The sequence below is a fragment of the Novipirellula galeiformis genome (genome assembly GCF_007860095.1).
Lineage (GTDB): Bacteria > Planctomycetota > Planctomycetia > Pirellulales > Pirellulaceae > Novipirellula > Novipirellula galeiformis.
Window position 1 is genome coordinate 41,710 of the sequence record NZ_SJPT01000016.1, and the last position, 16,438, is coordinate 58,147.

Annotated in this window: 9 protein-coding genes; 1 reads left to right on the top strand and 8 read right to left on the bottom strand. The window is 56.8% G+C overall.

Annotated features, from left to right (window positions below):
* Positions 1 to 725: 725 nt before the first annotated feature.
* From Pla52o_RS25295 to uvrA, 4 genes are all read right to left on the bottom strand, one after another.
* Complete coding sequence (locus tag Pla52o_RS25295) at positions 726 to 2,879, bottom strand: protein kinase domain-containing protein (RefSeq protein ID WP_146597429.1); 2,154 nt, start codon at positions 2,877 to 2,879, stop codon at positions 726 to 728.
* A 544-nt stretch (positions 2,880 to 3,423) separates the two neighbouring features.
* Positions 3,424 to 4,524: a glycosyltransferase gene (locus Pla52o_RS25300; RefSeq protein ID WP_231612660.1), complete on the bottom strand. Its 1,101-nt coding sequence runs from the start codon at positions 4,522 to 4,524 to the stop codon at positions 3,424 to 3,426.
* Between the two features lie 317 nt (positions 4,525 to 4,841).
* Positions 4,842 to 5,270: a GNAT family N-acetyltransferase gene (locus Pla52o_RS25305; RefSeq protein WP_146597431.1), complete on the bottom strand. Its 429-nt coding sequence runs from the start codon at positions 5,268 to 5,270 to the stop codon at positions 4,842 to 4,844.
* Between the two features lie 162 nt (positions 5,271 to 5,432).
* Positions 5,433 to 11,921, bottom strand: a complete 6,489-nt coding sequence (gene uvrA / locus Pla52o_RS25310) for an excinuclease ABC subunit UvrA (protein ID WP_146597432.1) — start codon at positions 11,919 to 11,921, stop codon at positions 5,433 to 5,435.
* 239 nt (positions 11,922 to 12,160) lie between these two features.
* On the opposite strand from uvrA, the gene Pla52o_RS25315 reads away from it, so the two are divergent.
* Positions 12,161 to 13,183, top strand: coding sequence for a DUF4261 domain-containing protein (locus tag Pla52o_RS25315; RefSeq protein WP_146597433.1), 1,023 nt, complete (start codon positions 12,161 to 12,163; stop codon positions 13,181 to 13,183).
* Positions 13,184 to 13,296: 113 nt separating this feature from the next.
* On the opposite strand, the gene Pla52o_RS25320 is transcribed toward Pla52o_RS25315, so the two are convergent.
* The 4 genes from Pla52o_RS25320 to Pla52o_RS25335 all read right to left on the bottom strand — a co-directional run bounded on the left by Pla52o_RS25320 (position 13,297) and on the right by Pla52o_RS25335 (position 16,416).
* Positions 13,297 to 13,605 (bottom strand): hypothetical protein, encoded by a 309-nt coding sequence (locus Pla52o_RS25320; RefSeq protein WP_146597434.1) that lies wholly within the window; start codon positions 13,603 to 13,605, stop codon positions 13,297 to 13,299.
* A 203-nt stretch (positions 13,606 to 13,808) separates the two neighbouring features.
* Entirely contained in the window at positions 13,809 to 14,447 is a 639-nt protein-coding gene (locus Pla52o_RS25325; protein WP_146597435.1) for a hypothetical protein, read from the bottom strand.
* Positions 14,448 to 14,610: 163 nt separating this feature from the next.
* Complete coding sequence (locus Pla52o_RS25330; RefSeq protein WP_146597436.1) at positions 14,611 to 15,789, bottom strand: peptidylprolyl isomerase; 1,179 nt, start codon at positions 15,787 to 15,789, stop codon at positions 14,611 to 14,613.
* Between the two features lie 138 nt (positions 15,790 to 15,927).
* Positions 15,928 to 16,416 carry a hypothetical protein gene (locus tag Pla52o_RS25335; RefSeq protein ID WP_146597437.1) on the bottom strand — a complete coding sequence of 163 codons (489 nt, stop codon included), beginning with the start codon at positions 16,414 to 16,416 and terminating at the stop codon, positions 15,928 to 15,930.
* Positions 16,417 to 16,438: the final 22 nt, after the last annotated feature.

The window sequence follows — 16,438 nt, forward strand, 5'->3', positions numbered from 1 at the left end:
CTGACGATGTAGCCCACTCGATTCTCGCTGCAGAGAAAGAACGCTGGTGCTCTAGGATAGGTCGCACGATTGCGCATTCCGTTCATTACGAAGCTGAGTTTAAGATTGGTTCATCCAACCGCCCCGCTTTATCCACTTTACCCGATAAATCGTTAGAGGCCATCGACGAAAATGGAGAAACCCTCTGGACAACATTCCCATGACGAGGCTGCGAGACAGGCATGATGGAGGCGATCAGCATCGTTACCCGACGCGTCAGCGAGGGGCATCAGCGAGGGAACGAGTCAAACGTGATCTCCCCTCGCTGAGGCGCCAGGTTAGGAAATAGCGGGGTTTGATCGCGGTGGTGCGAGCACCGCAGCTAACGCCCTGCGGCTCATTTTGCGAAAAGACCTCCGCTTGAATGCGTCGTGCTGAGAGAGCCCCCCCCGGTGTGCGGAAACGAGCATGAGCCCGGTAACGAAGCAAATGGGGGTGCACGACAACGCAGGAACAACCCGCTAAATGAAAGCTTAAGCGAATGCTAGCTAAATGTTGGCCCTATCGTAGGACGCGACTCGGCGGTTGCGTGTGCGGTGGCGGTCTTCGCTGCCGATGTTCACGGCCAGGACATGGGCACCGACAGCATGTGTTCACGGCCAGGACGACAAGCTCATGGACAAGCCCGCACAACGAGGGGCGGTGTAGGAGGGGAACACTCAGAGAACCGGTGCCGCGTCCTCTCCCTACACCGGCTGTGGAATCAAGACGCCATAAATTTCGATCGTGTTGCCTTCATCATCCAAAATCGGTTGACCGCGAATGAGCAACGTTTGGTAATCCCCGCTCGCGTCACGCTGACGTATCTGAAGCTCGTAGGCGTCACCGGACTCCTTCGCGGCATTGATCGCGTCTCGCATCATTTCGCGATCATCGGGATGGACCATCGCGACATATTCGATCGCCGATGGCACGCCCTGCTCTCGATCGCGGCCCGCCAACTCGAACACTTCATCACTCCAAGTGACTTCCTCGGTGATCGCATCGTAAGACCACGTTGCCAATCCGGCGAGCGATTGCAAATCCTTGAGCCGGCGCCGACTGCGGCGTAATTCGTTCTCGGTCTGTTTACGCAGCGAGATATCTCGAATGGACGAAATCAGCATCGTTTCCCCATTGAGCTCGGTGACTCGATTGCTAATCAAGACATCGATAGGATGACCGTCTCGGTGCCGCAATTGAGCTTCGAAGTTATCGATCCAATCCTTGCGGTCAAGTTCGGCCATCAATTCATCGCGCCGCTTCTCACACATCCAAAGATTCAATTCGGTCATCAACTTGCCGACAATTTCCGCTTCGCTGTAACCCATTAAATGGCGGAACGCTTGGTTTGCCTCGACCACTCGTGTCGACGACGATCGGATTAAAAGCCCCGCGTCCGGAGAATGGGTAAAAAGGACCGAATAGCGGGATTCTCGCTCGTGATTGAGGTTGCGTTGATCACGGCGTAAACGCGTGCGCGCTGCGATTTCGCTGTTCCCATGCCCCGCGGACTCGTACAGTGAAATGGCGAGGTCTAAATCTCCCTGTTCCGTCGCGGCCCGAGCGAACTCGAGATTGAGTTCGACGCGCAGATCACGCGCCCGCCGGTTTTCAGACCATACTTCCAACGCTTCGGTGACCAGCGCTTCGGCCAAGCGAAACCCTTCGTAATGGTTCGCCGCACTAGCCGTTTTCAAATGCCCTTGGGCGCGTTTGACCAACCGGGCACTCTCCTCGTGCTCGCGTTGCATATGCAGCGCCAAGTGAAATTGATCGACATTGGCGTAACGCTCACTTGGCTCGGTCGCCATCGCCCTTCGCGCGATGTCCATCAATTCGCCCTGGATGTTGGTGGGGCGAATCTCGTTCTCCGCTGCCGCTTGGATGCACTCCAACAGGGTCTCGCCGTGATGAGGCGGATATCCTGTCAAGATTTGAAACAGGATCGCGCCCAACAAATAAACGTCGGTCGCAAACGAAACATGCCGGTGGTCTCCGGTGGCCAGCTCGGGGGCCATGTAGGCGGGCGTGCCCCCAATCGAATGACCGATCATATCGCTCGATTCATTCGGAGCATGGCTGATCGCGAGTCCCCAATCGGCCAACAAGACTTCGCCGAAACGGCCGAGCATGACGTTTTCCGGCTTGATGTCACGATGAATCAAGCCGCGCGAATGTGCGTAACGAATCGCATCGGCGACTCGCATCAACGTTTGCACATTTTCGCCGAGCGACTTGTCCTTGATTTGTTGGTCCCAACTCGTTCCATCGACTCGTTTCATCGAATAGAACAAACCGCCATCTTGATCGGTACAGACTTCATGCAACGCGATGACGTTGGGGTGGTCCAAGCCGCCAATCACCCGTGCTTCGGTCAAAAATCGATGGCGGGCCGAAGCGTCTTGGGAAAGATGGTCCCGCAAAGACTTGATCGCCACTTCGCGGTCGACGGCGCGTTGATGCGCTTGGTAAACGATCCCTGTCCCGCCCGCGCCGAGTTCCCCCACCAAACGATAGTCGGCATCACACGGCTTGCCGCCGCCAATCATGGCTACCCTTCGCATAGGAAGGAAACCCAAATCCTCACATTCAAGCGGAACCGACTTCAGGTTCGGCAACGCGATCGTTTCGAGATCGGCGCTGGGCGGCGTTTCACGCTCGCTGTGGAACCCGTCTTGCTCGATTGCCTGCCACGCCGGGTGAGCTAATTGCGAGGTACTCGAGAGCACGATGGTCTTCTCATCCGAAGGCATCGACGCGAGCCGCGCTCTCCATTGAGAATCGTTCAGCACCGCCGTGATCAGGTTATGGTCGCTTCGACTCGCGTCGGATTCATCGGTAGCGGGTTTCAATGCCATAGATCTAGGGCGGACGTTGAGAGAGGGCTCGAAAAGTGAGACGGGGGAGGCATTAAAATGAGACGGGGCTTCATGAATACTCGCAATGCGCCATGAATACGCGCAACGCGACATGAATACGCACAACGCGTCGACTTTCAATCGCGAGTGATCGTCGCTGGTATTTTACCCGAAGTGGCAGCTTAGGCTAGGCAAATTCATCGTTCCAGTGCCCCAAGCAACGCGTGATGTAGCGTTTCCTAGGACAGGGGGCATTGGCTGCGTTTCGTAGGTTATTCGCGACGCATTGACTTTGCGGATCGTGGCCGCCGCGTTCCACAGCCCCCCTTCGCTTCCTGAGCCAACGCTTCCTGAGCCGACCGGCAACGTCAGCCATGATTGCCGGGTAACGTAAGCGAGTTTGGCCCCCGGTAACGCGTCGCGAGGGTAATCGCCGCGACGGTAAGTGGGGCCACGGCAAGCGAGCCTCCGTCCCCCGCTCAGTGCACACCGCGACAAAACCAGGGGTGGGTATCGAGTGAGAACAAAACGTAAGACGCCGACGTTACCCTCGCCCCCCCTCCTGCGGACGCCAGGGGGCGGAGGGTTCCCCGCGGAACACAACCAAACGACGGAGCGAGAAATTCAAGATCAATCCAACCAACGTCGCGATCAACTTGGCACTCGCCGGTCCGATCACCGCCATCAACGAAGCGGTCACGTACCAATCCACCACACCGACCGGAAGCACCGCTAGAGAGTACATCCCGATCTCGCCCAAACGTCCCCAACGAGATTGGTGACGAAAAAGAAGCTGGATGCACATCGCGTAGTTCAGTATCGCTGCGACGACAAAGGCGACCGGGGCCGCGATTCCCACCGTGAAATCCAACTGCAACATCAGCAAAAAGATCGCGAGGTTCAACACCGCGCAAACGCCACCGACAAACAAATAAAACAGAAACTGGACCGGCGCCGGCAACGTGGCCGCGTTGTAGCGGAGGATGCAGTACAACGCCCGAAATCCGTCTCGCACCCCAATCTTCTTGCCTTCCTCGTACGTCCGTCCCATGTAGGAGATGCCCATCTCGACAATTCGCACGCGGCGCTGAGCGACCGCGGCAATCACCTCGGGCTCAAATCCGAACCGTTTCTCGTGCAGGGGGATCGATTGCAGCAACTCACGCTTGAAAACCTTGTAGCAGGTTTCCATGTCGGTCAAATTCAAGTCGGTACACATGTTCGACAGGAACGTCAAAAACTTGTTTCCCATCGAATGCCAAAAGTACAGCACGCGGTGGACGCCGTGCGAGAGAAAACGAGACCCGATGCTGACATCGGCTTGATCCTGCAGGAGTGGCTCGAGCAAGCGGAGCAAATCTTGCGGATTGTATTCGAGATCGGCGTCTTGGATCGCGATAAAGTCACCGGTCGCAGCGGCGATCCCGGTGTGCAACGCGGCTCCCTTTCCCATGTTCACGCGATGCATCAAAACCGAGACGTCGTCATACTTCTGAGCCAACGCCACGGCAATCTCGCCGCCCCGATTGGTCGAGCAATCATCAATGATGATGATTTCCAACGACAACCGCTCCGACGCGATCTGGTGGACCCGCTCGACACATTTCTCTAGCGTCGCCTCTTCGTTGTAACTCGGGATCAGCACGGTCAAGACGTGATGGCCCGATTGATCCGTCGTGCGCGTTGGCGTTGAAAGGTCCAAGGTAAGTCGGGCTCAAGCGAGAACAGATGGAGGAGACGCCAAACGCTCACTCCCCCCAACCGTTGGCTGCATGCGGGGCGATCGCGAACACCTGTCGAGTATACTTGCGTGAGATGTGCCGACAAACCCCGTGGAAACCCCACGCTCGACCGAGCAGTCCACCGTCCGAACGACTGCGGTCGGAATCCGCTGCGGAGTGACGGCTCGTGCGAAGAAAAGCGGGCGACGAAAAGCCGGCGACCATCCGCAGCTTGGCGAACTTAGAATCGCATCAACAAATACGGCCCCGTCTCGCTGTCACCCCGGCCGACCTGCTGCCAACCTCGTGAACGGTAGAAAGCGAGCGCTGCGGAATTGCTTGCCGCACATTTGAGTGACCACGGGCGTGGGAGAGTCAACGATTCCAACAATGCCGATCCAACCCCACGGCGTTGAAACCGCGGATCGACGTAAAGATGATGAATAAACGAGTCCGCTTCCCAAACCGAGATGAATCCAGCGATTGCCTTGTCCTGGACCACCGCAACCCAGATCCGCTCTCCCGCGGTTGCGGCGGCAAACGCATCGGCAGCCGACTGATGTGCCACAGGCTGATGTGCCACGTACCACGACGCGGTTTGCAATATGTCCCGATAGATCAAGGCTACGTTGGCAATGTCATCTTCAGCAACGGGTCTGATAACGATCATTGCTTCCGCCGTATGACATGCCCCCTGAGCACGTGCCCGCCACCTCCGAGCAACGACACTCTAGAGCAATTTGACAAAGGAAGAGGGAATCAAGCTGTAACTGCGTACGCCAGAACATGGTCCACGGCCTAGCGAGGGTAGCGACAGCAAAATTAAAAATACCTAGTCTTGCATCGTTCGTTCAAGATGTTTCTTCAAAAACGTTTTCAGTTTGCGGCTTCGGGCATGCTTCAATTCCGTCAACTGCAACGTCATTTCGGCGTGATGGGCGTCAGCGGGTCGCAACGGGCCATTCAACCCGAGCGAGCTGAGTTGATCAAGATCGAATGCTTCCTGCGGTCCCGCCAACGTGACCTTGATTGCGTCCGGAGTCTTTGTCTCGACTTCTGCCCACGCTTGTTCGTGTCCATTGGGGCGCACTTCGACGCGGTCGGGGGCAGCAAATCGCAGCGAATCGACCCCCGCGACTTGCTCGAGCAATTTCAGCGTCATGTCGGCAAGTTCCAGCGGCCACTCCGGCTGTGAATCCGCTGGGAATCCTTTGCCGAGTGAATGCCAGCGTCGCCCGAGCACTTGCCAGGGATGCGTTGCAGCGTCCTGGTCGGGATTCGGCTTGGCATCGGATGGCTGCGTTGCCTTCGTGGTTGCCTTCGCGGCTACCTTCGCGGTTGCTTTCGCCGTCACCGCCGCTTTCTTTGGCGTGGATTTGCGAGCGGCTACTGTTTTGCCCAGCTTCGGCAAGGCCTTTCGTTTTACCGTCGCGGAAACGTGATGCCCCAGCGCTTCGGCCAGGAACGGTGCGGTCGAAGAGACGATCCCTTTTTGTTTTTTCCCCATGCATGTTTCCGCCAAGGCTTCAGGGGTCCCTTCGAAGACGATTTGGCCCCCTTGAGCGCCTGCCCCTGGCCCCATGTCGATGACCCAATCGGCACACTTGATCACATCCAGGTTGTGTTCGATCACGACGACGGTGTTGCCCATTTCCACCAAGCGTTGCATCACGCCAAGTAGTTTGTCGATATCGTCAAAGTGCAATCCGGTAGTCGGCTCGTCGAGCACATAGAGTGTTCGCCCCGTCATTGGCCGAGCCAGTTCCGCAGCAAGTTTGACGCGTTGGGCTTCGCCGCCCGACAGCGTTGGTGCCGATTGTCCGAGCGTCACATACTCGAGCCCGACATCGCAGATCGTTTGCAAGATCCGCGAAATCTTGGGGTAATCGGCAAACAACTCAAGCGCTTCGCCGCATTGCATTTCCAACACATCGGCGATCGACGCGCCATGCAACTTGACCTCCAAAACATCGGGATGGTAACGACGCGATTGGCACTCTTCGCAGGGCACCCAGACATCGGGCAGAAAATGCATCTCGATCTTGAGTTGCCCGCTGCCTTCGCAGGTGTCACAGCGACCGCCGGCCACATTAAAACTAAAGGTTCGTGAAGTGAACCGTCGCTCCGCGGCTTCGGGCAGTTCGGCGAACAATTGACGGATCAAATCGAACACTCCCGTGTAGGTTGCCGGATTGCTCGTCGGGCTGTTGCCCAGCGGGGTTTGATCGACTTGAATCACCTTGTCGATGAAGCGAACTCCTTCGAGTTTTTCGTAGCGACCGGGACGGAGTCGAGCGCGATGCAGTCGCCTCGCCAGTGCAGGATACAAGACGCCTTCGATCAGCGAACTTTTACCGCTGCCGCTGGGACCGGTAACGGCCGTCAACACGCCGAGCGGAAGGTTTAAATCAACGCCGCGGAGATTATTCACGCGAACGCCGCTAAGCTTCAATAGCTGGACATAGGGTGATCCGTTTGCGGCAAAGGTGGGACGTCGATGGGAGGGGATCGGAATCGATTTGCTGCCGTTGATATAGCCTGCGGTCACGGATTGCTCGATTGGCTCGACTCGGGTTGGTTCACCCCGCGCGACGATGCGACCGCCGTAGCGTCCCGCACGCGGTCCAAAGTCCACCAAATAATCGCTGCTGGCGATGACGTCATGGTCATGTTCGACGACCAGCAAGGTATTGCCTAAATCTCGCAGTCGATGCAGGGCTCCGATCAATCGCAAATTGTCTCGCGGGTGCAAGCCGATCGTCGGCTCGTCCAAGACATACAGCACACCACAAAGCCCACTTCCCAATTGAGCGGCCAAGCGAATCCGTTGCGCTTCGCCGCCGGACAACGTCGCCGCACCACGGTGTAAGGATAAATAATCGAGTCCCACGTCCAACAGGAAGCGAGCTCGCGAGCTGATTTCACGCACCAATTCGCCCGCGATCTTGCGTTCTCGCTTGTCGAGTTTCCAGCGGTCGACTTGATCGGCGAGTCGGGTCAGCGGCATGTGGACGATATCGGCCATCGTTAATTCGCGCCAACGCACCGCAGCGGCATCCTCTTGTAAACGCGAACCATCACACGCGCTACAATCAATCTCGTCAACAAATTGCTCTAGTTTGCCACGTAGTCCCGGCGTCAAACGAGCGGCTTCGGCAAGCGCCGGGTAAAACCCTTTGAATTGGTAGCGGAACAGCGGGACGTCCGTTTTGCGATGCTTCTTGGCGACATCGCGATCGCTTTCGCACACGTCGATCCAACGTTCTCCCATGCCGTGAAACAAAGTACGCCGCTGAGCGGTGGTTAAATTGTCAAAGGGGACATCGATCGGAATGCCCGTCTGGCGTGACAGTGCATGCAACATCCACTGCGACACCGCTTTGTCCACCGAGGGCCATAACAGCGCGGCACCCTCAGCCAAGGTGGCCGTCGGCGATGAAATCAAGGCAGCCGGGTTTGTCCCTGTCTGCGTCCCCAAACCCTCACATTGCGGACACCATCCCACGGCGGTGTTGAACGAGAAATGGTGCGGCGTCAAATTGGAAAACGAACGGCCACAATCGCCGCAAACCAAGTGCTGGCTATGCGTGACCACTTCCCATAATTTTTCGTCGACATCGGGGACGGCAAACGCCACTTCGAGCACTCCGATGCCCAACGACAACGCTTGTTCAATACTATCGCTGATTCGTGAGCGATCCGATTCTTGGACTACGATACGGTCCACCACGACTTGGACTTCGTGGCGTTGTCGAGCGTCGAGCATCGGCGCGCCATCCAACGACGTCGTCACCCCATCGATCCGCACCCGTTGGTAGCCCGTGCTGCGCAGCGATTGCCATGTGTCTTCGGACGCCGGCCCCGCTTGGACTTCGATGGGCGCCATCAACATGGCGCGAGTCCCCTCGGGAAGGGCCATGATTTTGTCAACGATCTGGTCCGGGGTTTGCGTGCCCACCGGAATTTGACAATCGGGACAATACATCGTTCCCAACCGCGCCATCAAAATGCGCAAGTAATCGTAGATCTCCGTGACCGTCCCCACCGTGCTTCGCGGCGAGTGACCGAGATTCTTCTGCTCCAATGCCACCGCCGGCGATAGCCCTTCAATGCGTTCCACCTTGGGCTTTTGCACTTGCCCAATGAATTGACGCGCGTACGACGACAACGACTCAACATAGCGACGCTGGCCCTCGGCATAGATCGTGTCCATCGCCAACGAGCTTTTGCCGCTGCCGCTAGGACCGCAAAACACCGTCATCGCGTCTCGCGGAATTTCGACATCGACCGATTTCAAGTTATGTTCGGTCGCCCCTTCCACTAACACGTGAGTGTTCGTGTTCACCGTGCTGTCGAGGATGCTTGAAAGGACCGTGTCGATCGGCTTGCTCGCGGTCGGGCGCGGCGCCAAGCCCAGCGATTTGGCAATCGCCGCGCCGGTGTAACTGCCCGGTACTTTCGCAACCTCCGCAGGACGACCTTCGGCAATCACCAACCCGCCACCGGCACCCCCTTCGGGGCCCAAATCGATGACCCAATCCGCGGTCTTAATCACATCGGTGTTGTGTTCGACGATCACAATCGTGTTGCCGCGATCGGCTAACCCGTGGATCACTTTCAACAGCAATTCGATGTCGGCAAAGTGCAATCCCGTGGTCGGCTCGTCGAGCACGTAAAGCGTACGTCCGGTTTCACGCTTGCTCAACTCACGCGAAAGCTTGATGCGTTGTGCTTCACCGCCGGAAAGGGTCGGGGAAGGTTGGCCAAGTTTGAGGTATTCGAGGCCGACATCGACAAGCGTTTGTAGCTTTTCGGCGATCTTGGGGATGTCCTTGAACAGCTCAAGCGATTGCGAGATGTCCATTTCCAACACGTCGGCGACCGATTGCCCCTTGAACTGAACCGACAAGGTTTCGCGGTTGTAACGTCGTCCTTGGCAAACCGGGCACGTCACCCAAATATCCGCCAGGAAGTCCATTTCTAATTTTGAAGCCCCGTTTCCATCGCATCCGGCACAGCGGCCGCCGTCGACGTTGAAGCTAAACCGGCTCGCCGTGTAGCCGCGAGTTTTGGCTTCGGGCAACTTGGCGTACAGATTGCGAATCTCGTCAAACACTTTGACATAGGTCGCGGGGTTGCTGCGCGGGGTACGCCCAATCGGCGACTGATCGATCGCGATCGTTTTGTCGAGATGCTCGAGTCCGCTGATCGAGTCGTGCTCGCCACTTTCGCATTCCGCTCCGTTGAGCGCGACGCGCAGCGCCGGTTCGAGGATGCCACCGATCAACGAGCTCTTGCCGCTACCGGAAACCCCGGTGACACAGGTCACGGTCGCCAACGGAATCGAAACATCAATGTTTCGCAGGTTATGAAAGCGCGCCCCTTTGATCGTGATCTGCAGCTCGGGATCGATCGGACGCAGCGTTTCGGGTGGCGTGATGGTGCGTTTGCCCGACAAAAATTGGCCGGTCACGCTCTTCGCCGTGTTGGAAACGGTCTCGGCGTCACCGATGGCAACCACCCGACCTCCCTTGATGCCAGGCCCGGGGCCGAAGTCGACGATCATGTCCGAGGCCCGCATCGTATCTTCGTCGTGTTCCACCACGACCAACGTGTTGCCGCGATCGCGAAGCCGAACGAGCGTTTCGATCAAACGATCATTATCGCGTGGATGCAATCCGATCGAAGGCTCATCCAAGATGTACAACACGCCGACCAGCCCGCTGCCGATCTGGCCCGCCAAACGGATGCGTTGCGATTCGCCTCCCGAGAGCGTCGGCGCGGTGCGACCAAGGGTCAAATAATCGAGTCCGACACCAAGCAAAAAGCCCAGTCGTGTGCGAATTTCCTTCAGCGCTTCGGCAGCAATCTTGGCATCGGTTTCGCCTAGCCGTACGTCACGAAAGAACTCAACCAATTCATCGATGGGCAATTCACACAATGCCGGCAGCGACGCTTTGTCCGTTCCCAAAGCGGCCTGATACGTTTGACTCATCGTGGCCAGGGTGACGGCACTGGCTTGAGGATTGAGCCGTTTGCCATGGCAATCGACGCACTCGATCGTACTCATGTACTTTTCGAACTGACGCTGTTGCATCTTGTTCTTGTTAGTGCGATAGCGATCCAACAACTCTGGGATGAAGCCCTCGAAGGAATCCGAGTACTTTTTCGTTTTCCCAGCCGCTCGCCAGGTGAACTCAACCGTGTTGCCGGTGCCCCACAGCCAGACGCGTTTGGCTTGCTCGGGCAGGTCTTGCCAGGGTCCCTCGAGCATCGTGCCGCTTTTGAGCTCCAACGCTTCGTCCATCGCCTCGGCGACACCCTTGTAGATGTGTTGGCGATAGCGTCCCATCTCGCTCCAGGCGCCGAGCAGATCGATCGCTCCTTTGCGAACCGACTTTGTTTCGTCGGGGATCAGCAACTCGGGAACAAACGTATACAGCCGTCCCAGTCCGTCACAGGCTTCGCACATCCCTTGCGGGCTGTTGAAACTAAACAATTGGGGCGTGGGCGGTTTAAAACTCTGGCCACACGAACCGCAGGAATAACGTGACGAGTAGAGCAGGTCGGCGGCCGGTTTACCGGCGTCGCGGTCATTGGCTTCGGAGAGCGAAACCATGACGGTCGACTCCCCTAGTTTCAAGCCGGTTTCGATCGCTTCGGTGACCCGGCCGCGATCGCGTGAGTCGGGATCAATACGATCGACGATGACTTCGACATCGTGGCGATGTTGGCGGTCCAAATGGGGCGGATCACTTAACCGGATCGTCTCGCCATCGACGCGGGCGCGCGAGAAGCCTTGTTTGCGAAGGTCTTCGAACAGATCGCGAAATTCGCCCTTTTGGCCGCGGATCAGCGGCGCCATCACCCACAAGGTCGCCTCGCCGGGCAGTGACAAAATTCGCGTCACGATGGCGTCACGCGATTGCGCCGTGATCTCGACTTCACATTGAGGGCAATGTCCCGTGCCGACCCGCGCGTACAACACCCGCAAAAAGTCGTAAATTTCCGTGATCGTGCCGACCGTACTGCGCGGATTATTTCCCGTCGATTTTTGGCTGATCGAGATCGAGGGGCTCAACCCGCCAACAAAATCGACATCGGGCTTGGGCATTTGCCCCATGAATTGCCGCGCGTAATTGCTCAAACTTTCGACATACCGCCGCTGACCTTCGGCATACAGCGTGTCAAATGCTAGCGAGGACTTTCCGCTCCCCGAAACACCTGAAAAACAGATCAATTGGCCTCGGGGCAAACTGAGGTTCACATCGCGAAGATTATGCTCTCGAGCACCTTTGACTGTGATTTCCTTCGTCGTCATGCTCGTTCAGGTGCCTCTTAGAACAAAGAATTGCCGTGTGAATCATCAACGCTATGAGCATTCTTAGGCAATGGAAAGGGGGAGTGTATCGGTTTTTCCGTTTCGCTGTCTCTAGCGGCTTTTGGCTTCGCGATGCGGCGTTGAGCCCGCCCCCAGGCGGTGTGTACCCTCGTGAATGCTTCGATGCTGGGTTAAAACGGTAGATCACTAAATCGCGAGCGACGGGAATAGAGATCGAAATGGCTAAAGGATTGTTCACTCAGGGGATGTGCGTCCTGCTCCGTGAGCCGGTTTCGATCGCGGATTTAGAAGAACGCCTCAAATGTTTCGAGCTGGTTGGACGCCATCAATCGATCGAAGACGATGATGCTCCCGAAACCTTGGTGCTCAAGTATCGCGAAGAAGTGGGGGGTCATTTGCTCGTAACCCCGTCCCGCTCCCCCTGGCCCGATGACATGGGGGATCCCGATGAGTCTCCCGAACGCTTTGTCGCCTGGTCGCTCGGCCAATTCGGTCCGCTCGCCTTTCCCGGTTGTTTACAACGCGCCAGCGAACAAACTTGGGGCTGGGAAGACGGCTCCAGCGCGATCAAGCAGCATCAAGCCCATATTCGCGTCTTGATCTCCTACGTGCTCGGCGTCGAAGAGGCTGGCAGCGACGAAGATGACGCAGATATCCCCCTCGTTCCCGAGGACTACGACGCCGTCAACGAGATGCAGTTCATTACGCGGGCGGTCACCGAACTTTTGCAATTGCCCCAAGCGATCTGCTATTTCAATCCTGGCGGCGAGGTGCTGCGTGAGGAAACGGGACTCCGGCAAGGACTCAACTACGCCTGGAGCCACGAGTTGCCACCGTTGGATATGTGGACGAACGTCCGCATTTTCAAGGCAGACGAAGCCTGGACGTTGATGGACACGGTCGGCAACGGCCAACTTGATTTGCCCGATCTCGAAGCGGTCTACCCGGCCGAAAAGTTTGAACCGGCCGATATCGAGCGTTTTCTGCGGAACGCATCGCTCTACATGCTGACCTCCGACGAAGAGGTCGAAGATGGTGACACCGCCGATGGGCCTGGCGATTTGACCTGGCAAGCGCTCGAGTGTGAAGAAGCACTCTCAGATCCGCCGCGTCCCACGATCCGCTGGATCCCGCAAGACGGCGTCGATCCCCCTGAGGAATTTCTAGATCGCGGCGAGGCCGTGGACGAGTTCGACGAAGACGAACTCGATGAAGATTTTCTTGACGACGACGATCTCTAAGCCGGAGACGTCGGCAATCGCAACCCGACGCGTCAGCGAGGAACGGCAATCCCAACCCGACGCGTCAGCGAGGGACCGAGCCAAGAACGTTATTGCGTCGCGTACGCTTCGGCTTAAGCTGCCTTCAATTCGCTTTGAATCTGGCTGACCATGCGTGCGGGCAGCGTGGCGTTTTCGCGGCGAATGCCATCGCTACCGTAATAGATGATGGTGTTTTTGTTGAAGTCGCAAATCGCCGTCAATTTGACACTACGTGGTCCATGCAAGCAAAAGTAAATGCCACACGTTTTCCCACCCCGAACGACTTCGCGTTGAGTCATTGGAAATTGCTTCGATTCAAGCATCCCTAGTTCGCAAAGCCGGCGTTCGATGTTCGCACAAAGTGTTTGATAGTCGACGCGAGGAGGCGTGATGCAGATCATGGATGTAATGACTCGAGGGGCGACGCCCAATGTTTCACACGACCATGCAATCGGGGGTCAGCACCGCATGGCAGGGTTCGATATCGGCGCCGAGGTGCCTGGAGATTAACGCTCCAAGACAAAGATGGACGTCAAGTCCCGCAATCACTGATAAGCCATGTCGATTGTGCCGATTCCGTTCCGAATGACACATTTCGAAAAAATTAGTGATGCAAAAGGGATTGGCTGCGGTCTGCCTGAGTGATACGACCGAAAATGTCTCGCAAGATTACCTGTTCTAACGAAGCATCTCGACCTAAGGGAATCCAACCGAGCGTTTGCGGTATATCGTCGATCCGATTTTCTTCTCGAATCAGCGTTCCGTCATGCCGTTTGGACGCGGTCGATTCGGTCGCAAATTGCGTGCGATCGGTATCCTCGAGGTCTTTTTGAACAATCACTTCGATCACGTAGCCTGCGCCCTGGGGACGCACCGTCACGATCGCCCGACGGCGAATTGATTGCAACGTCGATTGCAAACGCTCAAAGCCAGGCGTGCTGTCCTTTTTCCACGGTTCACTCAGCGTCCCACCCACTTGATAGGTGGTTTCTAAACGGCCATCGAGAATGATGCCGTCTGCATTTTGCACCGGTTGTTCGCGAGCGATACGAAAGTAGTCGTCGACGGCGTCAATGACTTGGGACCAAACGAAGGTGTCCGGAGCCGGTGGTAGTTCCAATGGGTTAGGAACGAAGGGCTCGGGAACATTCGTGATCAAGCGATTGGCAATTTGGCCACAGCCGGCAAACAGGACGATGACAAGCGAAATGCACCTTCCGTATTGGGCAACTCGCTTGTTCATGATCACGGTCTCAACGGCGTAGGCGATTGGCGTTGGGGGAACGCCTAGGAAAGGGAGTGGCGGAGTTCGGCGAGCGTCTCACGTGGCCGAACCAAGCTCCCGAAACGAAGGATCTCCGGTGACGGCCTTCCGCAAGCGTCACCTTCATTCGTCCTGTTTAGGTTTAGAAACGATTCGCTGCGGCGGGGGTCGCACTTGGACGCGATGCGATGCTCGACGGCAATGGCTTGGCCCCTTCGATGTCGTCGGGGAACAATGACCAAACTTGAACTCGCAACTGCATCTCTTTCATCACATTCTTCTGGGATTCCGCAATTTTCTGCTCACGAATTTTCGCCCGAATCTCGTCCTGGACCTCACTGAGCGGAGTGAAACCCGCCTCCTTGCGACCGAGGACGCGAATGATGTGAAACCCGGTCTCGTCCTCGATGATCTCGCTGAGTGCATTGAGCGGCAGCGAAAAGATTTGTGCATCGAGCACCTCCGATGCGAGCGATCCCTTGGCGGTCCAATCATGAAGGCCGCCGGAGCTGGCAAAGGGTTCTTGGCTCTTGGCACGAGCGACCGCTTGCACATTACCGCCAAAGTAGGCTTCGCGTCCCATGTCCGAGATCGCCTTGATCGCCTCGTCACGAGAAGAGAAGTTGCTATGCAACACCGTCAACTGTTCCCAGTTCGCCATCGCCGTGCGTCGGTATTCTGCCTGGTGCTCGTTGTAGTACTGAGTGATGTCGGCCAACGAAACGGTGGGGTCTTTATTGACTTTGCTACGGATGTAGAGGTGCCCCAACATCGCGTCGGTAAAGTCACGTTGTCGTGCCGCTAATGAACTTCCCTTTTGACGCAACAAGGCATCGAGTTCGCTCATGTCATTGGCTTTGTATTGCTTCTTCAGCTGCGGCAATTCCGACTCGTGGAACATTTGCCGTGCGCGTGCCGCCAGCGTTTCATCGGCCTCGGCGCGTTTCTCTGCACTTTGGGTCCCCACTTGGTCCAACAAGAAACTCTCTCGCATCATCTTGTTTTGGATGGCCTGAGTCAGCATTCCGCGGGTCAAATTGATCCGTGCAAATTTGAGTTGGTCTTCGGGAACGCTTTGATTTGCCTTGGCGAGCACTTCGTTGATACGGGCTTCGACCTTGGGGCTGATTTCACCCAGAAAAATCGGCGTCTGTCCCACCACGGCAATGATTGCCGCAGGGTCCTCGGGAAGGCTGACGCTTTGGACCGCGTCGACTTCCGCTCGCGTCGGGATCTGGGCGCGAGCGTCGACCCCACCGCACTGAATTGCGATCAGCACGACGAACACACCAACGAGCCGGTAGTGGTAAAGCGGTTGCATTCCTTGCTCTACGCTGAAAAGGAGAGAGGGGGCGAAACAATCCCATGGCTTGTAGCCCAGTAGCGGAAGCAAACGCAAGATCAGAACGGACCGAGAGTTCGAAAAATCGCTGCGAACATGCCAACACCTCCATCCCGCTTAGAAAATATCGCCGGGGATCCGCTCGCCACGCCCTTCAGATTTTGGCATGGGGTGGTCGATTTCACCTGGACGCAAGTGAGTTTTCTCGGTCAATAACCGCATGCTATCGCGGTGATAAAGGTTCGGGATCGTGGTTTCGCCACGACGCAATCGATACAAAATGCAACCCTTGCGGCGGACGAAATACATTCCATACACCTCCGCCACAAACAATTCTCGCTCCATCCCCACCCCCACGGTCTCGACCGAGTCGCCAATGTCGATTCCATCGGATTCAACCGCCAACCACAAACAGGGACGAAGCCGAAAACGGACCGCTCCGTAGCGATAGTGGTAGTACGTGCCATCAAATGCGTCGCGACGGAACACACGCTCGCTAGGGATGCGACGTGAAACAATCACCCGATCTTCGGGATGAATGAAATCTTGCCCATCTTCAGGCCAACGTGGAAAGCAACCGTAAACGGGAAGCGGAGGCTGGAGCATGTTCGATCAACGTTGTTTGGGG

Coding starts and splice junctions, on each gene's coding strand:
- Pla52o_RS25295 (WP_146597429.1), bottom strand. CDS start 2,879: ATGGCATTGAAACCCGCTACCGATGAATCCGACGCGAGTCGAAGCGAC.
- Pla52o_RS25305 (WP_146597431.1), bottom strand. CDS start 5,270: ATGATCGTTATCAGACCCGTTGCTGAAGATGACATTGCCAACGTAGCC.
- uvrA (WP_146597432.1), bottom strand. CDS start 11,921: ATGACGACGAAGGAAATCACAGTCAAAGGTGCTCGAGAGCATAATCTT.
- Pla52o_RS25315 (WP_146597433.1), top strand. CDS start 12,161: ATGGCTAAAGGATTGTTCACTCAGGGGATGTGCGTCCTGCTCCGTGAG.
- Pla52o_RS25320 (WP_146597434.1), bottom strand. CDS start 13,605: ATGATCTGCATCACGCCTCCTCGCGTCGACTATCAAACACTTTGTGCG.
- Pla52o_RS25325 (WP_146597435.1), bottom strand. CDS start 14,447: ATGAACAAGCGAGTTGCCCAATACGGAAGGTGCATTTCGCTTGTCATC.
- Pla52o_RS25330 (WP_146597436.1), bottom strand. CDS start 15,789: ATGCAACCGCTTTACCACTACCGGCTCGTTGGTGTGTTCGTCGTGCTG.
- Pla52o_RS25335 (WP_146597437.1), bottom strand. CDS start 16,416: ATGCTCCAGCCTCCGCTTCCCGTTTACGGTTGCTTTCCACGTTGGCCT.